The organism is Streptomyces sp. NBC_00390 (assembly GCF_036057275.1).
GTDB lineage: Bacteria > Actinomycetota > Actinomycetes > Streptomycetales > Streptomycetaceae > Streptomyces.
In genome coordinates, this window is record NZ_CP107945.1 from 1,965,059 (window position 1) to 1,991,412 (window position 26,354).

The following is a 26,354-nucleotide window of genomic DNA, read 5'->3' on the forward strand; positions in this document are numbered from 1 at the left end:
CGCGCGGCAGCGCATCAGTCCTCACGCCCCCGCGCTACCAGGTGCGCGCGGCCTGGAGGAGGTGGTCGCGGACGCGGGCGACATGCGGGTTGCCGGCGGAGCCGGGGCGCTGGACGAGGTAGCCGGTGTTGATCGGCGGGTCCTCGGGGTCATGGAGCAGGACCAGCGCGCCGGAGGCGAGTTCGTCCAGGCACAGATAGCGCGGCAGCACGGTCCAGCCGGCGCCCGCGACGGCCGCGGTGAGCACACCGCGGAGGTCGGGGACGGTGACGGCGGCGTGGCTGCCGAGGCGTTTGCCGAAGACGTGCCGCCAGTAGCGGCGGGCGATGGGCAGATCCTCGGCGTAGCTGATCAGGGGAACGCCGTGGAGGGCCGCCGGCATGTCGGCGGCGGGTCCGTCCGCTCCCCCGATCCGCTCCGCCCACACCGGCGCGGCCACGAGCACGAACTCCTCGTCGGTCATCGGTACGGCCGTCAGCGCCCGCCCGCGCGGCCGGTGGGTGGAGATGAGCAGGTCGTGGCGGCCGGAGCGCAGCTCGTCGAGGAGCGGGTCGGTCAGCCCGGTGGTCACGCGCAGTCGTACGCCGTCCGCGACCAGGGGGGCGAGCGCGGGAAGGGCGCGTACGCACAGCAGCTCGGCCGGCCCGGCGAGATGCACGGGTTCGGCGGGCCCCTCCTCGTGGAAGCCTCCCTGTCCGGTGACGGCGGCCAGGTCGTCGAGCGGTGTGCCGATCCGGGCGGCGAGCTCGTCGGCGAACGGCGCGGGGGCGACTCCCCGGGGCAGCCGCTCGAACAGCTCACGGCCCAGCGCTCGCTCCAGGGCACGCATCTGGGTGGTCACCGTCGGCTGGGACAGACCCACCAGATGTGCGGCGGCCGTGAAGGATCCGGAGCGGTACACGGCGAGGAAGGTGCGCAGCAGATTCAGGTCCACGGGCGCTGCCGCGCCCGGGCGGGGCGCTACGGCCGACCCATCGGAATCCTTTTGTTCCATACGAGCAGTGTAGGCAACCCATTGGATCTTCTATGGCAGACAGCGGGCTTCCTATTGGATGTCCGCCGACGGGCGGTCTACCGTCGAGCACATGGCAAACATCCTTTTCGTCCTGACCGGCGCCGACTCCTGGACGCTGGCGGACGGCACCGAGCACCCCACCGGATTCTGGGCCGAGGAGGCCGTCACGCCCGCCGAGGCGCTGAAAGCGGCCGGCCACACGATCGTGGTCGCCACCCCGGGCGGCGTCGTACCGACGGTGGACGAGGCGAGCCTGGACCCGGCGGTCCACGGCGGCCACGACGGCGCCGAGAAGGCCAGGAACGCGCTTGAGGCGATCACCGAACTGAAGCGGCCGATCAGGCTGGAGGACGTCGATCCGGCGGAGTACGACGCCGTCTTCTACCCCGGCGGACACGGCCCGATGCAGGATCTGGCGGTCCACGCCGGCTCGGGTGAGCTGCTGACGGCCGTCCTCGCGTCCGGCAAGCCGCTCGCCGTGGTCTGCCACGGACCGGCCGCGCTGCTGGCCGCACGGAACGCCGACGGCGGCTCGCCCTTCGCGGGCTATCGGCTCACCGGCTTCACGAACGCCGAGGAGAGCCAGGCCGGCTTCGCCGACAAGGCGAAGTGGCTGCTCCAGGACCGCCTCGTGGAGCTCGGCGCCGACTTCCAGGAGGCCGAGCCGTGGACGGCGCACGTGGTCGTCGACCGCAATCTGGTGACCGGCCAGAACCCGGCATCGTCCGCTCCCGTGGCGGCCGAGCTCCTCAAGGCGCTCGGCTGACACCTTCACCCCTGTGGGAAAATCAGGGAGGACCACCCTGTTCCTGGGCCAGGAGGTGGATCATGGGACAGGCACGTGAGGTCATGGACCGGCTCACCGAGGCCCTGGCCCCGACACCGGACCTCAAGGCCATCGCCGCACTGTTCGCGCAGGACGCCGTCGCCGTCACACCGGACGCCGGGGAGATCACCGGACGCGACAACATCGTCGAGTACTGGCGCCAGATGACGGACGCGGTGTCGGAGACCACCTACGAGCGGGTGGCCGCCTACGAGTCGGGCAACACGGCGATCGACGAAGGGATCTTCGGCGGCAGGAACACCGGGCCGCTCCAGCTGTCCTCCGGAGAGCTGCTGCCGCCGACCGGCAACGTCATCAGGATCCGCGGCTGCGACTTCGCCACGGTCCAGGACGGGCTGATCGTCAACTACCGCGTCTATTTCAACCAGCTGGACTTCCTCGAACAGCTGGGGCTGCTGCCGGTCCTGCCGTCCTGATGTGCCCGTCATCACCCGGACGCGTGCCGCGGACGGGTGAGTGAGGACGGGGGCTCAGCCGTCCGGCGCCCGGAGGATTTCGCTCAGGGCCCGGACGGTCGGCGTCAGATACAGCCGGCGCAGGGTGAGCGCCGGGAGTCCGCGTTCACGCATGGTCGCGCCGACCCGGACCGCGTGGAGCGAATTCCCGCCCAGGTCGAAGAAGTTGTCGTCGGGGCCGACGGGAACGCCCAGCACCGTCTCCCAGACCTCGATCAGGGCGGCGGTCAGCCGGTCCGCGTCGGCCGCTTCCGGTCCGGGCCGGCGGGCGGGGGCGGGGTCCGCCGGGGTGGCGACGCGGGTCGCGGCCGGTACGGCGGGCTCGGGGAGTCGCGCCGGGTCGAGCTTGCCGTTGGCGGTGAGCGGGAGTTCGGGGATCGCGGTCAGCGTGGTGGGCATCATGTGGTCGGGGAGCAGTCGCGCGGCCCGTCGCCGTACCGCCTCGGTGTCCGCTCCGCCGTCGAGTACGGCATAGGCGTCGATACGGACCGCTGCCGCGTCGCCGCGCGGACCACCGCCCAGCACCACCGCGGCCGCCAGGACGGCAGGGTCGTCCAGCAGTACGGCGCGGATCTCGTCGAGCTCGATCCGGAAGCCGCGCACCTTGACCTGCCGGTCCAGCCGGCCCAGATGCTCCAGCGTCCCGTCGGGCAGGAGTCTGCCGAGGTCGCCGCTGCGGTACAGCCGGCCGCCCCGGTGGGGATCGGCGACGAACCGCTCGGCGGTCAGGTCGGGACGGCCCAGGTACTCCAGGGCCACGCCCGCCCCGCCGACCCAGATCTCCCCCGCCACGCCTGCCGGCACCGGACGGCGCCGTCCGTCGAGCACATACACGTACCAGCCGGGCAGCGGGCGTCCCACCGAGCGTGACCCGGTCATCGCCTCGCGGCGGGTGACCGTCTGCGCCGTCACATGGACGGTCGTCTCGGTGATACCGAACATGTTCACCAGCCGGCACCGGTCCTCCGGGTAGCGGTCGAACCACCCGAGCAGAGCCCGCGTGTCGAGCGGCTCTCCGCCGAACACCACCAGGCGCAGGACAAGGTCGGGCCCGGGCCGTCGCCGGTCGGCCTCCATCAGCTGGCCGAACGCCGAGGGGGTCTGGTTGAGCACACTCACGCGCTCGCGCACCAGCAGGTCATGGAACTCGTCGGGCGAGCGGGAGACCCAGTAGGGGACGACGACGAGCCGCGCCCCGGTCAGCAGCGCACCCCAGATCTCCCAGACGGAGAAGTCGAAGGCACTGGAGTGGAAGAGCGTCCAGGTGTCACCGGGGCCCAGCCCGAAGTCGTCCCGGGTGGCGTCCAGCAGGGCCGCGACATTGGCGTGCGGCACCACACAGCCCTTGGGGCGGCCGGTGGAGCCGGAGGTGTAGATGATGTACGCGGCCTCCTGCGGGCTCCGCTCAGGCGGCGGGGCCTGCCCGGATTCCACCGACCGAGCGGCCAGGGCGACAAGTTCGCCGGGGCTCGGCGTGCGGATGTGAGCACCGGCGGGGAAACCGGCGTCCGTCACCGTCACCCGCAGCCCCGCGTCGTGCGCCGTCCGCACGAGACGCTCGGCCGGATACGCCGGATCCATCGGCACGTACACGGCGTCGGCCTTCAGCACCCCGAGCATGGTGGCCACCAGATCGGCGGACCTCTCCAGGCAGATGCCGACACGCTCCCCCGGCCGTACGCCGGCGGCGCGCAGTCCGGCGGCGATCCGTTCCGCCCGCTCCTTCAGCTCCGCGTAGGTCAGCGAGCTCGCTTCGTGGCTGATCGCCACGGAGTCGGGACTGCGCGCGGCCTGCTCGTCGAAAGCGGTGTCGATCCGCCGTGGCCGGTGGGGAGCGTCCCGCTCCGGCGCGTCGAGTCCGAGCCGGCGCGCCGCCTCGTCGGCGTCCAGCAGCTCGATGTCGGTCAGCGGGAGGTCCTGGTCGTTCGCCAACCGGCGGTGGACCCGCGCGACATGGCGGGCGAACGACCGCGCCGCAGAGGCCTCGATGTGGTGCAGCTGATGATGCACCTCCAGGGTCCGGGAGCCGTCCGGGGCATCGCGCACCGTGAGCGTCAGCGGGAACGGCGCTTGCTGGCACGGGAGTTGGTGTGTGCCGTGGCCGTCGGCGGCCCCGGACTCGAGCACGCCGACCACCGGAGCGTCCGCCGGGGCATCGGGGGTGCCCGTAGCCCCGGCTTGTACCGACGCCACAAGGTCCCCTGCGGTGCCTGCGTGAGCGAGATCCACCGTGCGGAGGCGGGCCGTGTCCAGCGCGCCGAGCAGGTGCTCCGGGCGGTCGGAAGGTGACGCCAGCACGCCGATCCCCACGGTCTCCCGGTTCTCGTGGCGTCCGAGGACCAGGGCGGCGGCCGCGACGAGCACGGCTGGGGGCGCCACCGAGAGCGCCACGCTCACCACCCCGGTGTGCCCCCGGGCCTTCCGCTCCCCGGTCGTCCACGCGATCCGGGCGCTGCCGCCCGCACGCGGGCCGGGACACAAGCCGGCCGGCGGAATGGGAGCCGGGCCGGCCGGCGGGGCGACGGTGACATCGTCGGCGTCGATCCGTCCCAGCAGGACCTCGGCGATCAGCCGCAGCGAGGGGACGTCCGCGACGGCGCGGTGGGCGACCAGGACCAGATCGGCGGGCCCGTCGGCGTAGCGCAGCAGGACGGCCCGGAGCAGCGGGCCGGGGCCGCTCGCCGGGCGGCGCATCTCGGCCCGCAGCCTGCGGCCCGCCAACACGCTGCCGGCGGCCGCGGGCACCCTCTCGCTCCACAGGACGATGCGCCCCGTGGCCCGGTCCGGCCACCAACGGTGCGGCGCGTCCCCGAAGTCACGCACACGCCGGGCCACCTCGTCGGCCTCGTCCGTCAGGCGCACCGCCAGCGCGTGGCACAGGGCGGCCTGCGGGGTGTCCGCCGGAAGGAGCCGGGAAAGGGCGGCCGGGGCAACGGGGGCGGCGGAAAGTGGCACTGATCGGTCTCCGGAGTCAGCGGACGGTGAAGCCGCCGTCGATGGTCAGTACGCTTCCGGTCACCTGCCGGGACTCGTCCGAGGCCAGCCAGAGGGCCGCTGCGGCGACATCCTCCGCCTCGATCAGGGCGTTCATCGGCTGGGCCTGCACAAAGGTCTCCTCGTGCTCGGCAACGGGAACGTCCAGGGAACGGGCGATCTCGGCGAGCATCCGGCCCTCCACCTGCGGATCGTCCCGGACCGATCCCGGGCACAGGGCGTTGACCCGTACCTTGCGCGGTGCGTAGTCGAGCGCGACGGCCTTGGTCAGGCCGATCAGGCCGTGTTTGGCGGCGACATAGCCGGCGAAGTGGCGGTAGCCGACGAGCCCTGCGGTGGAGGCGACGTTGACGATGCTGCCGGATCCCTGTGCGGCCATCCGGCCGCCCGCGGCGCGGATGGTGCGCCAGGCGCCGGAGAGGTCCACGTCGAGCATGAGCTGCCACTCGTGCTCCTCGATCTCGTGCGCGGCCTTGCCCGACGGGGCGGCGATTCCCGCGTTGTTGACGAGTACGTCGAGCCGGCCGAAGCGGGCCACGCAGTCGTCCGTCGCCGCCTCGACCTGGGCCAGGTCGCGCACGTCGACCTGACGTGTCTGCACGGACGCGCCCTCGTCGCGGCAGAGTGCGGCGGTGTACGCGAGCTGGCTCGCGGAACCCAGCGGATAGGGCACGCCGGGCAGGTCCGCCGCCACGTCCAGGAGCATCAGGTCCGCGCCCTCGCGGGCGAAGGCGACCGCGCAGGCGCGTCCCAGGCCCCGCGCCGCCCCGGTGATCAGCGCTGTCTTGCCGGACAGTCTTCCGGTCACGGTCACCGCGGTTCCGCTTCCCGGCCGGTGCCGAGTTCCGCCGCGATCAGTTCGAGCACCGTCGCCGCGTTCTCCGTGAGGTACATGTGACCGCCGGGGAGCTCGGGCGTCGTCAGCTTGCCGGTCGTCGCAACCGACCACTGCGCGGCCTGGAAAGCGCTGACGAGTTCGTCGTCGCGCCCGCGGAGGGAGGTCACCGGAACCGACAGGAGGCGGTCGGTGGAAGGCGCGTACGTCTCGTGCAGCCGGACGTCGGCCCGCAGTGTGGGCAGCAGCAGTTCGCGCATCTCCGCGTTCTCGAGGGCCGGGTGCGCATAACCGGCGAACACGCGTACCCGGGCCAGGAAGTCGTCGTCCGACAGCGCGTGCGCGTGCTCGGTGCGGCCGGTCCAGGGCCCCGGCGCACCGCTGACGACCAGGCGCTCGAAGCGCACGCCGGCGTCCGCCTCCAGCCGGTGAGCGAGTTCGAAACCGAGTACGGCGCCCATGCTGTGGCCGAACACGGCGACCCGGGCACCCCCGCGCAGTTCGCCGGACAGCCGGGCGTACACCTCGTCGGCGGCAGCGGCCGCGTCGGTGTACGCGGGCTCGGTGAAGCGCTCCTCGCGCCCCGGCAGCTGCACCGGCAGCACCTGGATGCCCTGGGGTGCGTGCGCCTGCCAGGGTTTGAAGAACGACGCTCCGGCGCCCGCGAAGGGCACGAGGACCAGGACGGTCCGGGTCCGGTCCGCGGCAAGGGCGCTGTCCCGGTCCGGGGGCGGGAAGGCCGCGGTGATCTCGGCGGCCACGGCGTCCCGGTTGGTCTCGTCCAGCAGATAGAAGTGGCCGCCCGGAAACAGCCGTTCCCGTACACCGGCGGCGTAGGGCCCGGCGCCGTGGGCGCGTTCGGCCGCAGGCACGAGCACGTCGTCCCGGCCCGCCAGCGTGGTCACGGCCACGGGCACGCTGCGCCCGGCGTTGCGATCGGCGAGCCGCCGCCCCAGCGTCAGATCGCACCGCAGCACGCCCAGAAGGTGTTCCCGGACGAACGGGTCGTCGAGCAGTTCCACGGGCGTGCCGCCGCCCCGCCTGACGATGTCGAGCAGATCGGTCTCGGACCAGTCACCGGCCACCCCGGCGGGCGGCCCGGCGGTAGGCCGGGCGCTCAGCACGAGCCCCTGGCACAGCTCCGGCGCGGCCAGGGCAATCGCCGTCGCGAGTACGGCGCCCATGCTGTGCCCGAAGTGGACCGTGGGCAGCGGTGGCAGCTCGCGCAGTTCCCCGACCACGGCGTCGACCACGCCCTCGGGGTCGTCGGGGAGTGCGGCGAAGCTCTCACCGAACCGGCGTTCCCGGCCCGGCAGGATCACTCCGACGACCTCGACGGTGTCGGGCAGCCGTCGCAGCACCGGGAGCAGAGCGTTCGGCCCGGCGCCTGCGTGGGGCACGGCGACGACCCGGCGCCGGGCCGCGCCGCGCGCGGGCCGCACCACGACGGTCCATGGCTGATCGGGCATCGTTTCTCGCTTCGCTCGAAAGGTCCCAAGGCCGGGGCCGGTTGCCGCGGCGGCCCCGGACGGGCCGTGCCGGCACGCCGGCCCGGCCCTTGTTCATGACATCAGACCACCGGGTCGGCGGTGACGAACTCGACAAGTGTGCGGGCCAGCAGCCAGGGGTCCTCCGTGCCGCACAGCTCTCGTGTGGAGTGCATCGACAGCCCTGGTACGCCGACGTCGACGGTCGGGATGCCCATCCGCGTGGCCATCAGGGGGCCGATGGACGTGCCGCAGGGCATCGCGTTGTTGGAGACGAACGACTGCCAGGGGGTGCCTGCCTGTTCGCACGCGGCGGCGAACACGGCGAGGCCCCGGCCGTCGGTGGCGTAGCGCTGGTTGACGTTGACCTTGACCACGGGTCCTCCGTTGGGCAGCGGCCGGTGGTCCGGGTCGTGTCGCTCCGGATAGTTCGGGTGGACCGCGTGCGTCATGTCGGAGGAGACCACGAAGGAACCCGCCACGGCCCGGTGCCACTCCTCCTGCGTGCCGCCGCGGGAGGCCACCGAGCGCCACAGGACCCGCTCCAGCAGCGCGCTCTGTGCGCCGGTCTCCGACCCGCTGCCGACCTCCTCGTGGTCGAAGGCGGCGAGAACCGGAATGGGAGCGGGATCGCGGTCCACGGCACTGGCCAGCGCGGTCACGCCGGCGTGGACCGAGACGAGGTTGTCCAGGCGGGCGGAGACCAGGAACTCCTGGCGGGCCCCGAGATAGCCGGGCGGCTGTACGTCGTGCAGCATCAGGTCCCAGCCGAGCACCTCGTAGAAGTCCACGTCGGCCTCGTCGGCCACCCGGCTCAGCAGGGCGCCCTGCTCGGTGCCGCCCAGCCCCCAGATGGGAGACGTGTGCCGCTGCCGGTCCAGCGAGAGCCCCTCGTTGAGCGTCCGGTCGAGGTGGATGGCCAGCTGCGGCACGCGCAGCAGCGGCTCGTCGACACACACCAGACGGCTGGTCCCGTCGCGCAGGGCGAGACGGCCCGAGATCCCGAGGTCGCGGTCGAGCCAGCTGTTGAGCGGCACGCCCCCGTAGATCTCCACGCCGATCTGCCGCCATCCGACGGAGCTGGTGTCGGGCGCGGGCTTGACCCGCAGGTTCGGGGAGTCGGTGTGGGCGCCGACGATCCGGAACGGCGTGTGGGCCGCCGCGCCCGGTGGGACGTACCAGGCGATCAGGGTTCCGCCGCGGGTGACGTAACACCCGCCCGTCTCATCGGCCCATGTGTCGGTTTCGCTCAGCGCCCGGAATCCGGCCTTCTCCAGTCGCCGCGCCGCCTCGGCCACGGCGTGGTATGGCGAGGTGCCGGCCCGGATGAACGAGATGAGGTCGTCGCCGTGCGTCCGGTGAGGGCTCGGGATCATGGGGTGTCCGCCTTTCCAGAGGACTGCAACAGGGAACCGACCCGGGCGTCGGGGCGGGAACAGAACTCGCCCAGCAGGGCGGTGTAGGAGGCGAGGAGCCGCGCTGCCGTCTCCTGGTCCCACAGGTCGGCCGAGTACTCGAGGAAGGTCCGGTACCCCAGTGCGCGTTCGCGGCGCGGCGCCAGTCCGAAGCACAGTTCGGCCCGGGCCAGCGGCGGTGCGAGGTCCTCGACGTCCACGCGGAGACCGGGTATGTCGATGTCGGTGTCGACCGAGTTCTGGAAGGCGAGGATGTGGGGGACCCGGTCGGGCACGTCGCGTGCCCCGGCGTCGCGCATCGCCTGCATGATGCGTGCGGTCGGCAGCACATGGGCCATGGCCTCCAGTGCTCCGGCCCCGGTACGGACGGCCAGGGCGGCGCAGGTCTCGTCCGGGTCCAACCGGAGCCGCACCATGATGGTCGTGGACGTCATCGCGACGAGCGTCTCGAAGGCGGCGCCCTCGCGGTTGGCGTAGGGCACACCGATGAGGTGGTCGCCCTCCCCGGACAGCCGCGTCAGGAAGACGCCGAGGGCGGAGGCGGCGACGGCGAACGGTGTCGTGTGCAGCCCGGCGGCGAACTTCTCGACCTCGGCCCGCTGTTCGCCGGACAGGGAGCCGCGGATCGTGCCGCCTCGGCCGCTGAGCCTGCCGGGGCGGGGACGGTCGGTGGGGATGTCGGTACGCGGCGGTACGCCGTCCAGATAGTCGGCGAAGTACGCGGCCCGGCGGGCCTCGGTCGCCGGGTCGTGCCGGGCCCGGGCAGCACGGGCGAAGTCCGTCGCCTGGGCGGTGGGAGCGGCCGGCGGACGGGGGGTGCCGGCGGCCGCCGCGGTGTAGAGCGCGGCGAGCTCCGCGAGGAGCACCGACAGGGACCAGCCGTCGGCACAGATGTGGTGCAGGACGAACATCAGGACCCACTGGTCCTGTTCGACCCGGATCAGCCGCAGGTGCGGCAGGACCGGCTCGGACAGCTCGAAACGGTGCCGGGCCGCCTGACGGCACAACGCGTCGGACCGCGGGCCGCGTTCGGGTGCGGCGAGAACGGTGAGGTCGTCGAGGGGCAGCCGGAGCGGGGGCGGGGCGACCACTTCCTGCCACCATGCGCCGTCGGCGTCCTGCGCGAAGCGGGTGTGCAGGGCGTGGTGCCTCCCGATCAGGTCGCCGAGCGCCGCCCGGAGCGCGTCCACGTCCAGCGTGCCGGTGAAGCCGACCCTGGTCGGGATGTTCCACACCTCGGGGTGGGGTACGGAGTGATGGCCGGCGATGAGCCTGGCCTGCTGATCGCTGACCAGGGTGCGGTCGGTCACCCGGTACGGTCCGTGGCTGCTGGGGCCGCTGTCACGTCCGCCGTCGCCGCCGCCGAGTCTGGCGAGCAACTCGTCCTTGCGCAGGCGTAGTTCATCGAGCAGTTCTTCGGTGAGCACGGACCGGGGCGCGTCATAACGCAGGATGCCGCCCGGAGCGGCGCTGAGCTTCACGTCGCAGGCGGCCAGCCTGGTCAGGAGCGCGTCGATGTCGCTGGTCCCCGTCACAGCTCCCCCTGAACCCTCGGGCTCGGGCTCGGGCTCGCGGCGGGCTCGTCGGCGCCCAGCCGGGCGGCCATGGCGCGCAGCGTCGCATCGGCGAAGAAGTCCGCGAGCGGGAAGTCGACGTCCAGCGTGTCGCGCACGCGGTTGACGAGGCGGATGGCGCTGATCGAATTGCCGCCGAGATCGAAGAAGTTGGCGTCCTCGGGGAAACACGCGACGCCGAGCACGGACTCCCAGGCCTCCCGCAGGGCCTGGGCCACCGGCGGGCTGCCGCCGCCGGCCGGCCCGGCCAAGAGTTCGCCGACCCGCCCGGTGGCTGCGCCGCCCAGGGCGGCCAGCACCTGCTCCAGCTGGTCGAGCAGTCCGCGTACGGTCCCGGCGTCGAAGAGATCCGCGTCGTACCGCACGCGCAGGGCGAGTCCGTCGGCGGTCCGGGTGGCCATGAGCGCCAGTTCCAGCGGGGCCGACGCCGTGCCGACGCCGACCGGTCCGGCCGCGAGCCCCGGCAGGTCGAGCCGGGTCAGGGGCTCGGTGTCGAGGTCCGCCGACACGGTGATCAGCGGGCGCGGGTTGCCCGGGTCCGGGTGGATGCCGGTCAGCAGGGCGTCGAGGTCGACGTACTGGCGCTCGGCGGCGTCGAGCAGGGTGTTCCTGGTGGCCCGTACCGCCTCGGTCAGAGGGGTGGAGTCCGCCAGCGAGGTGCGCAGGGGCAGCAGGGCGACCTCAAAGCCCACGCAGTCGCGGGTGCGTTCGGTCCGGCGGCCGAAGGTGGTGCCGACGATGAACTCGTCCTGCCCCGACCGTTTGCGCAGCACGATCTGCCATGCGGTGAGCAGGGTCGCGAAAAGGGTGACGCCTTGGCGGCCGCTCCACTCCTGCAGCCGTGCGGTGCGCTCCCGTCCGAGCCGTACGGCGACCGCACCGCCCCGGCCCGCGACCGTACGCCGGCGGGGCCGGTCGGTGGGCAGGGCCAGCACCGGCGGCTTGTCACCGATGTGCTCACGCCACCAGGCGAGATCACTGCCGGTCCCGCCCGGTCCGGGATCCCCGCCCGGCTCACCTGCCGGGCGGGTGAACACGGGCTCGCGCTGTTCGGCCGCGGCCCGGTAGAGCTCCTGCAGATCGTCGGCGACGATCCCGGCGGAGTGCGCGTCGGTCACGATGTGGTGCATGCCGAGGAGCAGCACCTGGTCGTCGTCGGCGAGCCGGATCAGCCGGGGCGTGAACAGCGGCCCCTCGGCGAGGTCGTAGGGCCGCTCGGTCTCTTCGCGGTGTGCTGCGGCAAGGACGTCCTCGGCGTCCCGCCCCCGGGCGTCGGTGACGCGCAGCGGGCTGCGCAGACCTGGTCGTACGACCTGGAGCAGCGGTTCGGCGCCGTCCCCGGTGCGGAACACCGTGTGGAGCACGGGATGCCGGGCCACGAGCCCGTCGACGGCGGCCCGCAGGGCGGGGATGTCGAGCGGACCGCGCAGCCGGACGGACTGGATCTCGTTGTACGCGGCCGGGTTCCCGATGAGCCGCGCGGCCAGCCAGAGCCGCCGCTGCGCGGCGGTGGCGCGCACCGCGCGCTCGGGACCGGCGGCGCCCGCCGTGTCGGGCAGGCCCGGCGCAGCCGGGGGCGCGGCGGTGAGCGGGACGCCTCCCGCACCGGGTGTCGTCACAGTCCCGGCGGCTCCTGCCCCACGGAAGCCGTCCGCCGGCTCCGGACGGCCGGGGGCGGAGGCGGTGCCGGTGGGCGGGTTTGCTGTGGGCCCGTGGTAGCGGCGGCGCAGGATGTCCAGTTGTTCCAGGCCGGCCCGCAGTTGCTGCGGCGACATGCCGAAGTCGACCAGGGCCGCGATCTCGTCGACGCCCGCCGCGTGCAGCGCGTCGACCAGCCCGGCACAGCTGTCGGGCGTGCCGATCAGTGCCCGCTGGTCGCAGTAGCGGTCGTACGCCCGCCGGAACAGATAGTCCAGGTCGTCCTCGCTCGCCGTCGCCACGTCCTGCGGGCTGCTGCCGAAGGCCGTGGCGGCGGAGCGCATCTGCAGCGAGGACCGCAGATAGCGGCTCATCGGCTCCAGCGCGTCGGCCCGCGCCGCCGCATGCTCCTCGGCGAGGTAGGTGTGGAGCAGCACCGTGACCCGGCCGGTCTCGGGGTCGAGTCCGTGCTCGGCCCGCACCCGGCGGTAATGCCTGATGTTCTCGGCGAGTTCGTCCACGCTCTGGTTCATGAGGTTGGTGACGATGCCGAGATCGCGCGTGGCGGCCTCGGTGTACGAGGCGCGCCGCCCGGACGTGGCGAGGAACATCGGTGGCATGTCCTGCACCGGCCGGGGCTGGATACGTACATCGCTCTCCCGGCCTTCCCCGGTGCGCCGGCGTACCGATTCGCCGCGCCACAGCCGCCGCACCTCGTCCAGGTGGTCGAAGGCGATCTCCTTGCGTCGCTCGAAGCGGTCCGGGTGGAACACGAAGTCACCCTCGTGCCAGCCCGTGGCGCAGCCCAGCCCGACCCGGCCGCCGGAGAGGTTGTCCGCCATCGACCACTCCTCGGCGACCCGGACCGGATCGTGCAGCGGGAGGACCACGGAGCCGGCGTTCAGCCGGATGCGGCTGGTCTCCCGGGCGAGCGCGGAAGCGAGGACGGCAGGGTTGGGGAACAGGCCGCCGAAGGTGTGGAAGTGGCGTTCGGGCAGCCAGAGCGTGCTGAAGCCCCGGGAGTCGGCGAAGCGCGCGGTTTCGACGAGTGGGCCGTACTTGTCGTCCTCCGGCCGCTCCCCCGCGGCGCCGCCCTGCGCCGTTTCGGGGTAGTCGCCGAAGAAGTAGACACCGAAGTCGGGGGCGTCGGGCCCGCGCCGCCCGGGTCCGGCCGCCTGCCCGCTCCTGCGCGTGGCGGGGAAGAAGCCGGCGCCGCGCAGCTCGCGCAGTGAGTCCTTGACGGCATCGCCGATCCGCTCGATGTCGGAGTCGGTGTGCGCGGTGGAGAGGTAGAAGCTGCGCCACTCCCACACATAGATGCCCCGCAGGAGCAGGTGGTAGTAGAGCAGCTCCATGTCCGCACGGTGGGTGAAGCGGAACATCGAGCCGAAGTGGGCGGCTTCCAGCGGGAATTCCTCGTCCTGGAAGAAGCGGTTCAGCTCGTCCGCGAGCGCGCCGGTGCGCGCGTTCAGCCCCTCCTGGAGGCCCGGTCCCTGCTCCGTGAGATGGGTCAGCACCGCTCTGGCCGCGGCCATCGACACGGGGTGCTGGATGTACGTACCGCCGAAGAACGTGGTCTCGTGCAGCGGCCGGCTGTCGTCGCCGTACTGCCAGCTTCCGCCGTCGATCCCGTCGAGGATGTCCGCCCGCCCGGCGATGGCGCCGATCGGGAAGCCGCTGCCCAGTGCCTTGCCGTAGGTGGCGAGATCGGGCACCACTCCGTAGTGGTGCTGGGCGCCCCGCGGGTGCGGGCGCAGTCCGGTGAGCATCTCGTCGAAGAGGAGCACGATGCCGCGCCGGGTGGTGAGGTCGCGCAGCGCCCGCAGGAACGCGACCGGTCGCAGACCCGGGTTGCGGCACTGGACCGGTTCGACGAGCACGGCGGCGACACGGTCGGCGAGTGCGTCGATGGTCTCCAGGCTCTCCTGGCTGCCGTACTCGAGGACGATCAGCTCGGCGACGGCGCTGTCGGGAATGCCACGGGAGACCGGGATCGCCGGTGCGCCGTCCGGTCCCGGGCGGCCCAGCACGGAGTCGGCATGGCCGTGGTAGGAGCCGCGGAACATGACGATGCGGTCGCGGCCGGTGGCGGCGCGGGCCAGCCGGACCGCCGCGGAGTTCGCCTCGGTTCCGGAACCCGCGAAGGCGACGCGTTCCAGGCCGGTCAGGCCGGCCAGCAGCTCCGCCGCCTCGCCGGTCTCGGTGGAGCGCGGGCCGAGGCGCAGGCCGCCGGCGAGGTGGCGGCGGACCGCCTCCGTCACGAACTCGGGTTCATGGCCGAAGAGCAGGGCGCCGAACCCCATGGTGATGTCGGTGTAGTCGTTGCCGTCCACGTCGGTGAGCCGGGCTCCGCGCGCTGAGCGGGCGGCGAGCGGATACAGCATTTCCTTGGTGCCTCGGCGGAAGCCCACCACGGCACGGCTGTCGGCGAGCACCGGACGGTGCCGTTGGACGAGCTCCTTGGAGGTGCGGGTGCGTGCGGTGTAGCGGCGGATCAGATCCTCGGTGTGGGCGCGCTGCGCGGCGTCGGCGCCGTCGCCTGCCATGCCGGACTCCGCGGGGAGGGTGACATGTGGACCGTGCACCTCGGCGGCGCCGGACACGGGTGTGGCGGCGCGGAGCCGCCTTGCCTCGGCCAGTTGCTCGGTCAGCCGTGAGGACGCCTCGGCCGCCCTGGCCGTCGCCTCGGCGGCGATGTCGGACGCGCTCATCGGCCGGCCGGTCCGCGGCCGTCGGTCAGCAGAGTGACCGCTTCGGAGAGCTGGGCCAGCATCTGCGTCTGTACCTCGGCCAACCGGCGTATCTGACCGGCGAGTTCCTCGACCTCGGCCCGGGTGGCCCAGCCCCCGGAACCGGAGACGGCCGCCGGCTCGTCGGCACTGCCCGAAGATCCGGCCGCCGCACAGTGCCCCGGCGGCTCGGGCGCAGGGGCAGCCGCCTTCCGTGACCCGATCAGGCGTGCTGTCAGCAGGGGTGTGGCCGCCTCCTCCAGCACTTCCCGCAGGGCGAGCTCCACCCCGAACTCCCGCTCCAGCCTGCGCAGCAGACCGATCAGCTGGAGGGAGTCCGCACCGAGGGCGACGAACGACTGCTCGGCCCCGATCTCGTCCGGTGTCCAGCCGAGTTGATCTGCAGTCAGTTCGAGCACCCGCTCCAGCAACGCCTGTTCGTGCAGGACCGGCTGTTCGGGCACACGGGCCCGCTCGGTCCCGCCGGCCTGCTCGGTCCCGCCGGCCTGTTCGGTCATGCCGTCCTGTTCGGTCATGCCGTCCTCCGTGGTGCGGTTGAACACGTCGGGTCGTGGACCGGTCCAGTACGACTGGTGCTGGAACGGATAGGTGGGCAACGGGATCCGGCGGCCGCCGCAGCCGTCCAGCAGGGCGGCCCACTCGATGTCGGCACCCGCGCACCAGAGGCGGGCCACGGCCGCCCAGCAGGTGTCGAGCACGGCGGCGGGCCGCTGGGTGGGCACGGCCACGGAGGCGGGAAGCACCCGGCGCGCCAGCCCGGTCAGCTGCGCGTCCGGACCGATCTCCAGCAGAATCCCGGCGCCGGCCGCCGACGCCGGGTCGAGGGTCCGCAGCACCGCGTGGAAGTCCGCCGTCCGCCGGGCCTGCCGGACGAGGTAGTCCGGGTCGGGCAGCCAGCCGGCGGGCCGGACCGCACCGTCCAGTGCGCTCACGAAGGCCGTGTGCGTGGGCCGCAGGCCGGCCTTGCCGACGGCGTCGCGCAGGTCGCCGAGGACGGGATCGAGCAGCGCGGTGTGAAAGGCCCGTTCGACCGGCAGGAGTTGAGCCGTCTCGCCGTGGTCGGCCAGCCAGGCCCGGGCCGCCGCCACCGGCTCGGGAGCACCCGCCACGACGTGGTGATCGGGGCCGTTCACGACGGCCACTTCGAGCCCCGGTACGTCCCGCAGCAGCCGCCGCACCCGTTCCTCGGACGCGAAGACGGCGATCATGCCGCCGGGTGCGGTGTGCTCCTGCATCAGCCGGCCCCGCCTGCACAGCAGCCGCAGTCCGTCCTCGAGGGTGAGGGCGCCCGCCGCGTACAGGGCCGCGTACTCGCCGACACTGTGACCGGCGACCATCGACGGCTCCACGCCGAGGTGCCGCCACAGCCGTACCTGGGCCACCTGGAGGGCGAAGATCGCGGGTTGCGCGAACTCCGTGTCCCACGGGCCGGGTTCCTCGGCCGTCCGCAGCCGTTCGAGGAAGGTCCGGGCGCCGGTCTCGTCGCGGTGGATCTCGGCGCACTCCTCCAGGGTCCCGGCCACGACGGGGAAGCGCGCGGCGAGCTCCGCGGCCGTACCGGGCACGCCGCTGCCCTGCCCGCTGAAGACGAAGGCCGTGCGCGGGCCCGCGTTACGGCCTTCCGGCACCGTGCCTACGGCGTACGGCGCACCCGGCGGGACGGTGTCGGCACGGCACCGGGCAGCCTCCTCCAGGTAGGTGCCGAGCGCGGCGGCCAGGTCGGCGGGAGCGGCGGTGACGACGAGCCGGTGGCTCAGCCGGCGCCGGCCGAGCGCCGTGGTGGCAAGCAGATCGGCGGGGGCGGTGCCGGGGTGGCGGAGCAGATGGTCGCGGTACGAACGGGCGTACTCCGCAAGGGCCTTCGGGCTCTGGGCGGACAGCGGAAGCAGTGCGGGAAGCGTCCGCGCGGGCGCGGCGGGGCGCGGTGCGGGGGTCGGCGCCTCCTCCACGATCACATGCGCATTGGTGCCTCCCATGCCGATGGAGTGCACACCGGCCCTGCGGGGTCCCGTCCGGGCGGCCGGCCAGGGGAACAGCCGGTCCGGGAGGACGAAGGGACTGCTGTCGACATTGAGCGCGGGATGGGGCCGGGACAGGTTGACCAGGGGCGGTATCTCGCCGTGGCGCAGGACGAGGACGGCCTTGATGAGACCGGCGAGGCCGGCACAGCTGTCGAGATGGCCGATGGCCGGTTTGGTGGAGCCGACGGCGCAGAAGCCGGTCCGGGCCGTGGAGCGGCGGAATGCCTGCGTCAGTGCGGCGAACTCGATGGGGTCCCCCTTCGGCGTCCCCGTGCCGTGCGCCTCCAGATAGCCGATCGAGTCCGCGGGCACACCGGCCGCGCGCAGCGCGCCGAGCACCGCGTCCCGCTGTCCGCCGAGGCCCGGCGCCGCGAACCCGCCTTTGCCCGCGCCGTCATGGGTGACCGCCGAGCCGAGGATCACGGCGTGCACCGTGTCGCCGTCGGCTCGGGCCCGCTCCAGCGGCTTGAGTACGAGCGCCGCCACTCCGTTGCCGCCGACGGTGCCGTCGGCCGCCGCGTCGAAGGCCCGGACCGCGCCGGTCCGCGAGATCGTCGACCCCTTGACGTGGCGGTGCCCGGTGACCTGCGGCAGATGGAGCGCGGAGGACCCGACCACCATCAGGTCTGCGTCCCCGTACCGCAGTGCCTGGCAGGCGAGATGCACGGAGACAAGCGCACTGGAGCAGGCGGTCGCCACGTTGACGGCGGGTCCGGTCAGACCGAGTGCGAACGCGGCCCGGCCGGCGGTGAAGTCGGCGTAGTTCCCTACTTGCAGCTGTTTGGCCGCCACCCAGTCGTCCGTGCTCTCGCCGGAGAGCTGGGCGGTCAGATAGCTGTGCAGCGAGTACAGGCGGTAGCCGGTGCTGGCGTGGACACCGATCCGGACCGTGGGGTCGGGCTGCGCGTACCCGGCGTCCTCCAGTGCATGGTGGGTGCACTCGAGGAGGAGCCGCTGCTGCGGGTCGGTCACCGTGGCCTCACGGCCGCTCATGCCGAAGAACGCGGCGTCGAAGCCGTCGATGCCTGGAAGCCTCGCGGACGCGCCGACGAAGTCCGGGGAGCGGTGCACCTCGGGCGGGAGACCGGAAGCGGCCAGTTCCGCCTCCGTGAACGACCGTACGTGCGAGACGCCGGCCCGGATGTCCGCCCAGTACTCCTCGGGTGTGTCAGCCCCCGGAAACCTCAGCGCCATCCCGATGACCGCCATGCGGTTGTCCGGCATCAGCTTCCTTCCCGTCCCGTTCCGTCTCCGTACGTCGGCGGCCCGCCAGCCTGAACAGGTACACGACCGCGACGGCGATGGCGAGGCCGTGCGACCAGGCGACGACGGCGAACGGCGATGCCATGGTGAGCGCGGCGGCGACGAGGAGCGTACCGACTCCGAATCCGAGGTTCTCGACGGTCGCCGAGATGCCGAACGCATGCCCGCGCAGGGCCTCCGGCAGGGTCTGCAGGTGTGAGGTGTAGGAGACCTCGGTGAGTCCGTCGGCCGCACCGGCCGCCACCGCGATCACGATCGTGGCCGCCATAGGGAGTCCGGCGAAGCCGAGGATGAAGGCCGAGGACATGGCGACCGTGCCCAGGCCGAAGCCGAACGCGCCGACCGAGCGCCCGCTGCGTGTGACGTACCGCTGGATCACCTGCTGCGCCAGCACGTTCCCGATGGCCCAGAACAGCCAGAACCGGCTGACGAACGCGGCCGGGTCACCGGGATCGAGCGCGCTGGAGTACACCGGCAGCGCCGCGTTGTGGGACGAGGACCCCAGGGCGTCGATGCCACGCAGACCCACCATCAGTCCCAGCATCGGCGCCGCCGTCAGTGACATCAGCGCGACCGGCAGCCGCTGGCGGCCGGGTGCCGCGTCCGTGGTGCCGGCCGTCTGCCGTGCCGCGGCAGGTGCCTGCTGCGTGCGCCGGGCCATCGCCGCGGGCAGCCACAGGACCGTCACGGCGCACAGCAGGAAGCTGGCCGCGTCCGTCAGGAAGGCCTCGGTGAAACCGAGCAGCGGCACCACGACGCCGGCCGAGGCGAATCCGGCGACCATCGCGAGCGAACGCGCGCCGACCATCAGCGAGTTGGCCCAGCTGCGCCGCTCGGTCCCCACCAGGTCCGGAATGGAGCTGCGCAGGGCGACCATGAACAGGGTGCTGCAGGCGCCCACCACGGCGGAGACGGTGAACAGGACCGCCGTGCCCAGCTTTTCGGGGGCAAGCACCAGCAACAGCATGACCGCGGCCTGGGCGATATTGGTCCAGAACATCAGTGGTTTCACCGCGACCCTTGCCAGCAGCGAACCAGCGGCGAGTCCGGCCACGAATCCGGCGGCGAGCCGGACCGCCATGAAGATTCCCATGGCCAGTGCGCTGCCCGTGGTCTCGTACACGAACAGGTTCAGCGCCACCAGGTTCAGGAAGGTGCCGTACGAGGAAACCGCGTACCCGGAGATCAGCAGGCGGTAGCGCCAGAGCTGTGTCACGATCGCGATTCGGCCGGAACGCAGGTGCCCCGCGCCGTGGCTGTGACTCGGTTCGGCTGACGCATGGTTCCCCTTCTCGACGCTTGCCCGGCGAGGTCTTCCCGCTCACCTCATGTTTGCCGCCGGAACCGCCACACCCCAGAGCCGAAGAATGCACAAATGTAATCTGCACAGTTGTGAACCCCGAGCAATCCACCAACATGACGTGCAATTGCGACAGTTCGCGGCCGGACGGACCGTGCGCCACCGCGCTCCACCGTTATCGCGCGGCTCTCTCCACCAAGACCCTGCCGCGGTCAGAGGTGCCTGCCTGCCTGTGGAGACTGAGACTTGTCACCGATTGCCCGGGCTCGCCGGAACTGGCCATGGTGGTCCCGCCCGACGCGGCGGCCTTCGCCGTGCTCGGCCCGCTGGAGGAAGCGATCGCCGGGCGGCAGAAAGAGCTGCATGCCGCCAGAGCGGCGCTGTCGGCGTTCACGGAGATCTACACCGAGACCCGCCGGCAGGAAGAGCCTCCGCTCACCCTGCTCACCGGCGGGGAACTCATCAACAGGTCCCTCGCCGCGGCCGTGGCCGCCTGCCGGACGGAGCTGCTGACCGCGCAGCCGGGCGGTGGACGCCCGCCGCATGCGCTCGGCGAGGCGCTGGAGAGGGACCTGCGGCTGCTGGGGCGCGGGGTGCGCCAGCAGACCATCTACCAGCACACCGTGCGCTCGCACCAGGCGACGATGTCCTACATCGAGCAGATCACCGACGCGGGCGCCGAAGTGCGGACGCTGAGCGAGGTGTTCGAGCGGATGATCATCTGTGACCGCAGGGTCGCCTTCATCCCGGTGTCCGAGGAACGCAGCGTCGCCGCGCTCCAGGTGAGGCACCCGGCGCTGGTCCGGCTGCTGGCCCAGTTCTTCGACAACGCCTGGGCGCGTTCCATCCCGGTGCACGCCGACAGCCCGTCGATGCGCTCGTCGCCCACCGTCACCTCCGACGTCCAGCGGGCGATCCTGCTGGCCGTGGTCTCCGGCGAGACGGACGACTCCATCGCCCGCCGGCTGGGGATGAGCAGGCGCAGTGTGGCCGAGCACATCCGCAAGGTGTCCCAGCGGCTCGGGAGCAGCAGCCGGGCCCAACTCGGATATCTGCTGGCGACTTCGGGTCTGCTCGACCCGGACGGGCCGGCCGAGACGGGGACGTGACCGGTCTGCCCGTGTCCCCGCCTTGCGGGTGCCGGGCGCTATGTGCAGCCCGGCGAGCGGGCGTTCAGGCCGGCACGAGGAACGGACCGGTGGTCCGGCAGGCGGGGTTGGCGCCCATACCGACCACCGCGCCCGCTCCGTACGGCAGGGCGCGGATGTGCGAGCCCGCGTATCCGTCCGGCGTCAGGAACACGTCCCAGGCCGCCATCCAGTCCTCGGTGCGACCGGTGTCGGGCGAGACCACGGGCTCGCGCCGCGGTACAACGCGTTCCTGGGCGATGAAGCCGCCGCCGGCGCTCTCCTGGAGAACCGTCGCCCAGTCGCGGTCGGACAGCTCCCAGCCGACGTGGATGCCCGAACCGGCGAAGTCCGCACGGGGTTTGACGATCAGCCGCTCGCGGTTCTGACGGCAGTGCTCGACGAGTGCGGGCGTCAGCTCCCGGGTCCAGGGCAGCACCCGGTCGATCAGCTCCACCTCCGCCGCGGTGAAGGCACCGCGGCCGCGTTCGTCGGAGAGCAGCGCGAGGCAGCCCTTGTTGGCGAAGAGTGAGGACTGGAAGGTGGTGAACAGCACCACCCGGCCCTCCTCGTGGGCGCGCAGGATCGGCTCGACGGCCTCCTCACCGCCGGGTGTGCGGACGGTCTGCGCGGCGGAGAAGTACCGCAGCACCACATCGACGGGGGTGCCGTCGAGCAGCAGTCGGCCGTCCTTCTCCCGGATCCCGCCCACCTCGCCGATCCGCAGATCGATCCCGAGGCGCTGCATCATCTCCTGGAAGGAGTGCACCAGATGGAGGTACGGGGCAAGGCCCCCGTCCCCCTCGACGAGTGCCACGACCGGGTCGGCGCCGCCGGTCAGCGGCGCGGCGGCGGCGCGCAGGGCGGCGGCGATCCGCTCGCCGGTGTGCACATAGCTGAGCCGGTGCGCCTCGGCGAACGACCGGAACTCCGGGACGCCGAGCAGGGCCCGCTGGATCTCGGCCCGGTCGGCACCCCCGAGTTCGCTGCCGACGTTGAACTCCAGCAGCTTGAAGGAGGTGCCGTCGTGGTAGATGTCGGCACGGCCGTACGGGACGGGATCGCCGCCCGCGAACCGGCGCATGAGGGCGGCCTGCCGGCCGGGTATGCCGAGTGCCGTGCAGTAGGCGCCCAGGTCGCCGTCGAAGAGGCGGTCCGGCAGCTGGGTGAGCAGGTCGAAGACCGACCGTATGTCGTCGGCGAAGGCACGCATCGGGCCCTCGTCTATGAAGAACGGTCGGGGAAGCAGCCGGTGACCGCAGGACACGTGGAACAACGGCGGGAATTCGGCTCGGGCCATGGCGTTGAGCAGCCCGGTGTTCCCGTCGAGGCACTGCTGGTTGTAGGCCTCGGTGACATGGTCTGACATGGGTCCCCCGATTCGGGCGCGTACGGTGCCGGCACGGTGGCCGGTTCGGCAGGTGTGAGGGGCGGACGGCCGGGCAGGAAGCGATGGGCCCGGGCCCGTCCGCCCGGTCAGGGCACTAGGCCCTGTCCGGGCGATCTTCGAGGATCAGCCTGCGGCGTCAAATGCATGGGGCCTCCCCAGGCCCGCCAGGGCCGAGGCATGGGGCCTCCCCAGGCCCACCAGGGCCGAGGCATGGGGCCTCCCCAGGCCCGCCAGGGCCGAGGGGACACATCGCAAGGCGGAGGGTCGCCCTCGTACTGGACGTACTTGGGTGACTCCGACAACACAGCGAGGTGCCGTAGCTGGGGGTACCTCCTGGGGGTCCCCCGGACGGAGTCCTGGGGAGAAGCTCTGGGGGAGCGTCGCAGGCCCGACAAGATCGCCCGGACAGGGCCTAGGCGGAGGGCAGTTCGCGCATCGTGCGCAGCGGGGAGAGGAACACCGGCAGCCAGGCGATCGCCAGGCCGACGGCTCCGGTCCACAGGGCCGCCCGGACGGATACGTACTCACCGATGACCGCGGCGAGCGCGGCGCCGACCGCCAGGGCACCGGTGAACAGGAAGCGCATGGTGGCGTTCATCCGGCCGAGCAGTTCGTCCGGGGTGACGCGCTGACGGAAGCTGACCATCAGGACGTTGTCCACGCCCATGCGGACGGTGACCAGCAGCCAGCAGACGGCCGTCACCCAGAGCCAGGCGCCGCGGTCCACGACGAGCGGAACGGCCAGGGCGAACGGCGCGGTGGACAGGCCGAGCACCCAGGGGGCCCGGCCGGCGCCCAGCCGCTCGCCCACCTGGCGGGCGGCGAACGCGCCGAGGAAGACGCCGACGCCGCCGACGGACAGGAAGAGGCCGATGGTCCATACCGACAGCTTCAACTCGTCGCGGAACAGCACGGGGATCATCGTGGTGATGGCGAAGACGGAGAGGTTGGTGCAGGCCCCGGCCAGCGCGACCGGCCGCAGCACGACATGGCCGAATACGAACCGGACGCCCTCGCCGACCTCCGCGGCCAGGTTCCCCCGCACCTGCCGGGGCTTCTCCTCGGGCCTGCGGATCCGGGTGAGGCAGAACGCGGACCACAGGAAGCCGAACGCGTTGGCGAGCACCGCGACCGGCGCGGTGAGTGCCCCCACCAGGAAGCCGCCGCCGCCCCTGCCGCCGACCTGGAGCGCCGCGTCCCAGCCGTTGAGCTGGGCATTGGCCTGGATCAGCCGGTCGCGGCCGACGAGGTGGGGCAGATAGCTCTGGGCGCCCACGTCGAAGAACACGGTGGCGCAGCCCGAGAGCAGCACCACCGCGTAGAGCTGTCCGATGCTCAGCATGTCCAGCCAGGCCGCGACGGGTACGGAGGCCAGCAGCGCGGTCCGCACCAGATCGGTGACGATCATGACCCGGCGGTATCGCATCCGGTCCACCCAGGCGCCGGCCGGCAGCCCGATGAGGAGGAAGGCGACAGTGGACAGCATGCCCAGCAGACCGACCTGTCCCGGGGAGGCGTCGAGGGCCTCGATGGCCACCAGGGGCAGGGCGATGTAGCCGATGTGGGTGCCGACCTTGCTGACCACGGCTGCCGCGAACAGCATCCGGAAGTCGTGGTCGCGCAGGATCGGGACGGTGGTCTCGTCACCGGCAGCCGCCGCGTCCGTGCCGCCGGTCTTCCTCGGTGTCGTCATCGGGTCTCCCGCGCCCCTTCCGCGGCCGCAGTGGTGTGGAACCGCAGGACGGCGTCGACCTCGGCGCAGCGGCGCGCGGCGGCCGGGGTGTCCTCGCCGGTGGCGATGACGTACCCCATGGCCCGGTCCCAGCCGGCCCGGATCGCGGGCACGGTGTCGCCGACGTTCATCTGCAGCATCACCCCCGTGGCGGCGCCGGAGAGCTCCACCAGCCCCGGCACTCCGGGCAGCTTGGCACCGACGGGTCCCTGCCGCACCTCGACACCGTCCGCTTTCAGCCGCTCGATGCCGTCGAAGCCGGTGATCACTCCCGGCTCGGGGGCGAAGAAGCGGATGTGTCCGGCGCCGGTGGCCTGGGGTGCCCGCTCGGGCAGTTCCTCGATCCCGAGCGGGACGGACAGGAACAGGCGGGAGAAGTCCAGTCCGTAGGCGCGGCGCAGTATGGAGGGTGTGCCGCCACCGCCCATGCGGCTGTGCGACTCGAGCATGCGCGGGCCGTCCTCGGTGAGGATGAACTCGGTGTGGGTGGGGCCTTCCTGCAGCCCGACCTCGTCCAGCAGGGCGACGGTCTGGGCGTGCAGCTCCGCCGTCCACTCCGCGCCGTACGCGCCGGGGATGGAGTGCTCCATCTCCACGAGGAACTCGTCCAGCACCGAGGTCATCAGGGCGACGGGAAGGTGCCGGCCGCCGGAGGAGAACGTCTCGACGCTGATGACCGGGCCGTCGAGGAACTCCTCGGCGAGCGCCCGCCGGTAGCCGGCGGCACTCAGCGCCTCCCAGGCGGCCGTGGCCGCCTCCTTGTCGTCGAGGATGTGCACATCGGCGCTGGCCGTGCCGTCGACGGGTTTGACGACGATCCGCCCGCCGATGGCGTCCAGGAAGGCGATGAGGGAGTCGGCGCTGTCGACGACCTGGTACCGGACCGGGCTGACCCCCGCCCGCCCCAGTGCCTCGCGGGTGAGGACCTTGTCGTACAGGGACCGCACGGCGGCGACGCTGTTGCCCGGCAGGCCGAGCTCCTCGACGACGACGGCGGTGGGCACGGCCCCGGCCTCGCTGGTGGTGAGGACCCGCTCGAAGGGGCGTTCGGCGTGCAGCGGGCGCAGCACGTCCAGCAGGGAGTCCGCGTCGGACAGGTCGGCGTGGACGATGCGCTCGCAGTAGGAGTGCAGCATCTCCTCGTACATGCCGGGCACATGGACCAGCACGACGTCGAGGCCGAGCTCCTTCGCGGACATCACCGAGTGGGAGTGTCCGCCGACGACGGCTACACGGCGCCTGGTGCTGGTCACGAGGTCTCCAGTCGAAGAGTGGCGGTCATCTCCCGGAAGGCCGGGTCGAGTTCGCCCGCGGTGTCCACCGTGAAGATCAGATGGCCGTGGCCCTGGAAGGTCTGCGGAGGTACGAGCAGATGGTCGCCGGGGGTCTTGTAGATCTGCACCTCGTCGACGCGCGGGTCGGCGCGGACCTCGTCGAGGCCGACGGTGCCGGTGAAGGTGCCCGCCTTGTCGGGGAAGATGTTCCAGAAGCCGACCGGGGTGGCCCGCTCCTTGGGTTCGATGCGGGGTGCCCGGCCGCTCGCGAGGTCCAGGATCGCCTCGACCATGTCGACGCCGGTGGAGAGCAGTACGGAGCGGTATATGGGCCCGCCGCCCATCCGGGCCGCGGCCTCCAGCACCACTGGTTCGGCGTCGCCGCGCAGCCGGAACTCCACATGGGTGGCGCCGGTGGTGATGCCGAGGGCGGCATGGACGGCGACGGTGGCCTCCTCGACCGCGCGCACGGTCGCCTCGGGGAGCCGCGTCGGCGTGCACGCGTAGACCTCTTCGAAGGTGGGGCCGGTGGGCAGCGGCTTGTCGTGGATGGCGAGCGTGCGGGTGGTGCCGTCGTGGACGAGGGACTCGACACAGATCTCGGCGCCGGGCACGAACTCCTCCAGCAGCAGCCCGCCTTCGTACTCGGCGTGCGCGGAGCTGTGCAGGGGGTCGTAGGTGAAGCCGTCCCAGGCGCCCTTGAGGAAGAAGTCGAAGTGCTCGGCGAGCTCGTCCTCGTCGTCGACGCTGCGCACGAACATGCTGCCGGTGCCCAGGACCGGCTTCATCACCAGCGGGAAGCCGGTGTGCCGGGCGATCTCGCGGGCCTCGTCGAGGGAGTGCGCGATTCCGTAGCGAGGCTGCGGCACCCCGCCCGCGGCGAACGCCTCGCGCATCACCCACTTGTCGCGGGCCAGCCGCGCGGTGCGCTCGCTCACCGACGGCAGGCCGAACTCCGCCGCGACGCGGGCGGCCGAGGGCACGGGGGCCTCGGCGAAGGTGACCACCGCCGAGAACGGCTCGCTCTCCTCGGCCGCGAGGGCCTTCACCGCCGCCAGCGTCTCTTCGATGCTGCTGGTGTCCGCGATGACGACCCGGTCGACGTACTCCGCCTCCCACTCGGGGTCCTTCATCACGAGCAGCAGCCGCTGCCCGTGCTCACGGGCGTATTCCTGGGCACGGGCCAGATGGCGCCGGCGGCTGAGGTTCTTCTTGTGGAGTACGAGGATGCTCATGG

At 72.5% G+C, this 26,354-nt stretch carries 16 protein-coding genes and 1 pseudogene; 3 read left to right on the plus strand and 14 right to left on the minus strand.

Annotated features, from left to right (window positions below; translation table 11 throughout):
- Positions 1-34: 34 nt before the first annotated feature.
- Positions 35-994: a LysR family transcriptional regulator gene (locus tag OHS70_RS08195; protein ID WP_328395191.1), complete on the minus strand. Its 960-nt coding sequence runs from the start codon at positions 992-994 to the stop codon at positions 35-37.
- 91 nt (positions 995-1,085) lie between these two features.
- Here OHS70_RS08195 and OHS70_RS08200 point away from each other — a divergent pair, with 91 nt between their 5' ends.
- Both OHS70_RS08200 and OHS70_RS08205 read left to right on the plus strand, forming a co-directional pair.
- On the plus strand, positions 1,086-1,781 hold the full coding sequence (locus OHS70_RS08200) for a type 1 glutamine amidotransferase domain-containing protein (RefSeq protein WP_328395193.1): 696 nt from the start codon (positions 1,086-1,088) through the stop codon (positions 1,779-1,781).
- A 62-nt stretch (positions 1,782-1,843) separates the two neighbouring features.
- Positions 1,844-2,278 carry an ester cyclase gene (locus OHS70_RS08205; RefSeq protein WP_328395195.1) on the plus strand — a complete coding sequence of 145 codons (435 nt, stop codon included), beginning with the start codon at positions 1,844-1,846 and terminating at the stop codon, positions 2,276-2,278.
- Positions 2,279-2,332: 54 nt separating this feature from the next.
- Here the strand turns inward: OHS70_RS08205 and OHS70_RS08210 are convergent, their stop codons facing one another.
- From OHS70_RS08210 to OHS70_RS08250, 9 genes and pseudogenes are all read right to left on the minus strand, one after another.
- A complete protein-coding gene (locus tag OHS70_RS08210; protein WP_328395197.1) occupies positions 2,333-5,272 on the minus strand; it encodes an amino acid adenylation domain-containing protein in 2,940 nt (979 codons plus the stop codon).
- Between the two features lie 16 nt (positions 5,273-5,288).
- Positions 5,289-6,119 carry a mycofactocin-coupled SDR family oxidoreductase gene (locus OHS70_RS08215; RefSeq protein ID WP_328395199.1) on the minus strand — a complete coding sequence of 277 codons (831 nt, stop codon included), beginning with the start codon at positions 6,117-6,119 and terminating at the stop codon, positions 5,289-5,291.
- A gap of 2 nt (positions 6,120-6,121) precedes the next feature.
- Complete coding sequence (locus OHS70_RS08220) at positions 6,122-6,895, minus strand: thioesterase II family protein (protein WP_443062735.1); 774 nt, start codon at positions 6,893-6,895, stop codon at positions 6,122-6,124.
- Between the two features lie 3 nt (positions 6,896-6,898).
- Positions 6,899-7,615: pseudogene (locus tag OHS70_RS08225) on the minus strand (thioesterase II family protein); the annotation flags it as partial.
- Between the two features lie 101 nt (positions 7,616-7,716).
- Positions 7,717-9,009 carry a M18 family aminopeptidase gene (locus OHS70_RS08230; RefSeq protein ID WP_328395201.1) on the minus strand — a complete coding sequence of 431 codons (1,293 nt, stop codon included), beginning with the start codon at positions 9,007-9,009 and terminating at the stop codon, positions 7,717-7,719.
- A complete protein-coding gene (locus OHS70_RS08235) occupies positions 9,006-10,583 on the minus strand; it encodes a condensation domain-containing protein (RefSeq protein ID WP_328395203.1) in 1,578 nt (525 codons plus the stop codon). The genes OHS70_RS08230 and OHS70_RS08235 overlap by 4 nt, the downstream gene beginning before the upstream one ends.
- Positions 10,580-14,971, minus strand: coding sequence for a MupA/Atu3671 family FMN-dependent luciferase-like monooxygenase (locus tag OHS70_RS08240; protein WP_328395205.1), 4,392 nt, complete (start codon positions 14,969-14,971; stop codon positions 10,580-10,582). The genes OHS70_RS08235 and OHS70_RS08240 overlap by 4 nt, the downstream gene beginning before the upstream one ends.
- The gene (locus tag OHS70_RS08245) at positions 14,968-18,255 is read right to left on the minus strand and encodes a type I polyketide synthase (RefSeq protein WP_328395207.1); all 3,288 of its coding nucleotides are present in this window, start codon (positions 18,253-18,255) and stop codon (positions 14,968-14,970) included. Before OHS70_RS08245 ends, OHS70_RS08240 begins: the two co-directional genes overlap by 4 nt.
- Positions 18,200-19,480, minus strand: a complete 1,281-nt coding sequence (locus OHS70_RS08250) for an MFS transporter (protein ID WP_443062736.1) — start codon at positions 19,478-19,480, stop codon at positions 18,200-18,202. The genes OHS70_RS08245 and OHS70_RS08250 overlap by 56 nt, the downstream gene beginning before the upstream one ends.
- A 395-nt stretch (positions 19,481-19,875) precedes the next feature.
- On the opposite strand from OHS70_RS08250, the gene OHS70_RS08255 reads away from it, so the two are divergent.
- The gene (locus OHS70_RS08255) at positions 19,876-20,703 is read left to right on the plus strand and encodes a LuxR C-terminal-related transcriptional regulator (RefSeq protein WP_328395211.1); all 828 of its coding nucleotides are present in this window, start codon (positions 19,876-19,878) and stop codon (positions 20,701-20,703) included.
- Positions 20,704-20,767: 64 nt separating this feature from the next.
- On the opposite strand, the gene OHS70_RS08260 is transcribed toward OHS70_RS08255, so the two are convergent.
- The 4 genes from OHS70_RS08260 to OHS70_RS08275 form a co-directional block, all read right to left on the minus strand.
- Positions 20,768-22,090, minus strand: a complete 1,323-nt coding sequence (locus OHS70_RS08260; protein WP_328395213.1) for a hypothetical protein — start codon at positions 22,088-22,090, stop codon at positions 20,768-20,770.
- 433 nt (positions 22,091-22,523) lie between these two features.
- Positions 22,524-23,804 (minus strand): MFS transporter, encoded by a 1,281-nt coding sequence (locus OHS70_RS08265; protein WP_328395215.1) that lies wholly within the window; start codon positions 23,802-23,804, stop codon positions 22,524-22,526.
- Positions 23,801-25,096 (minus strand): ATP-grasp domain-containing protein, encoded by a 1,296-nt coding sequence (locus tag OHS70_RS08270; RefSeq protein ID WP_328395217.1) that lies wholly within the window; start codon positions 25,094-25,096, stop codon positions 23,801-23,803. The genes OHS70_RS08265 and OHS70_RS08270 overlap by 4 nt, the downstream gene beginning before the upstream one ends.
- The gene (locus OHS70_RS08275) at positions 25,093-26,352 is read right to left on the minus strand and encodes an ATP-grasp domain-containing protein (protein ID WP_328395219.1); all 1,260 of its coding nucleotides are present in this window, start codon (positions 26,350-26,352) and stop codon (positions 25,093-25,095) included. The genes OHS70_RS08270 and OHS70_RS08275 overlap by 4 nt, the downstream gene beginning before the upstream one ends.
- Positions 26,353-26,354 lie beyond the last annotated feature (2 nt).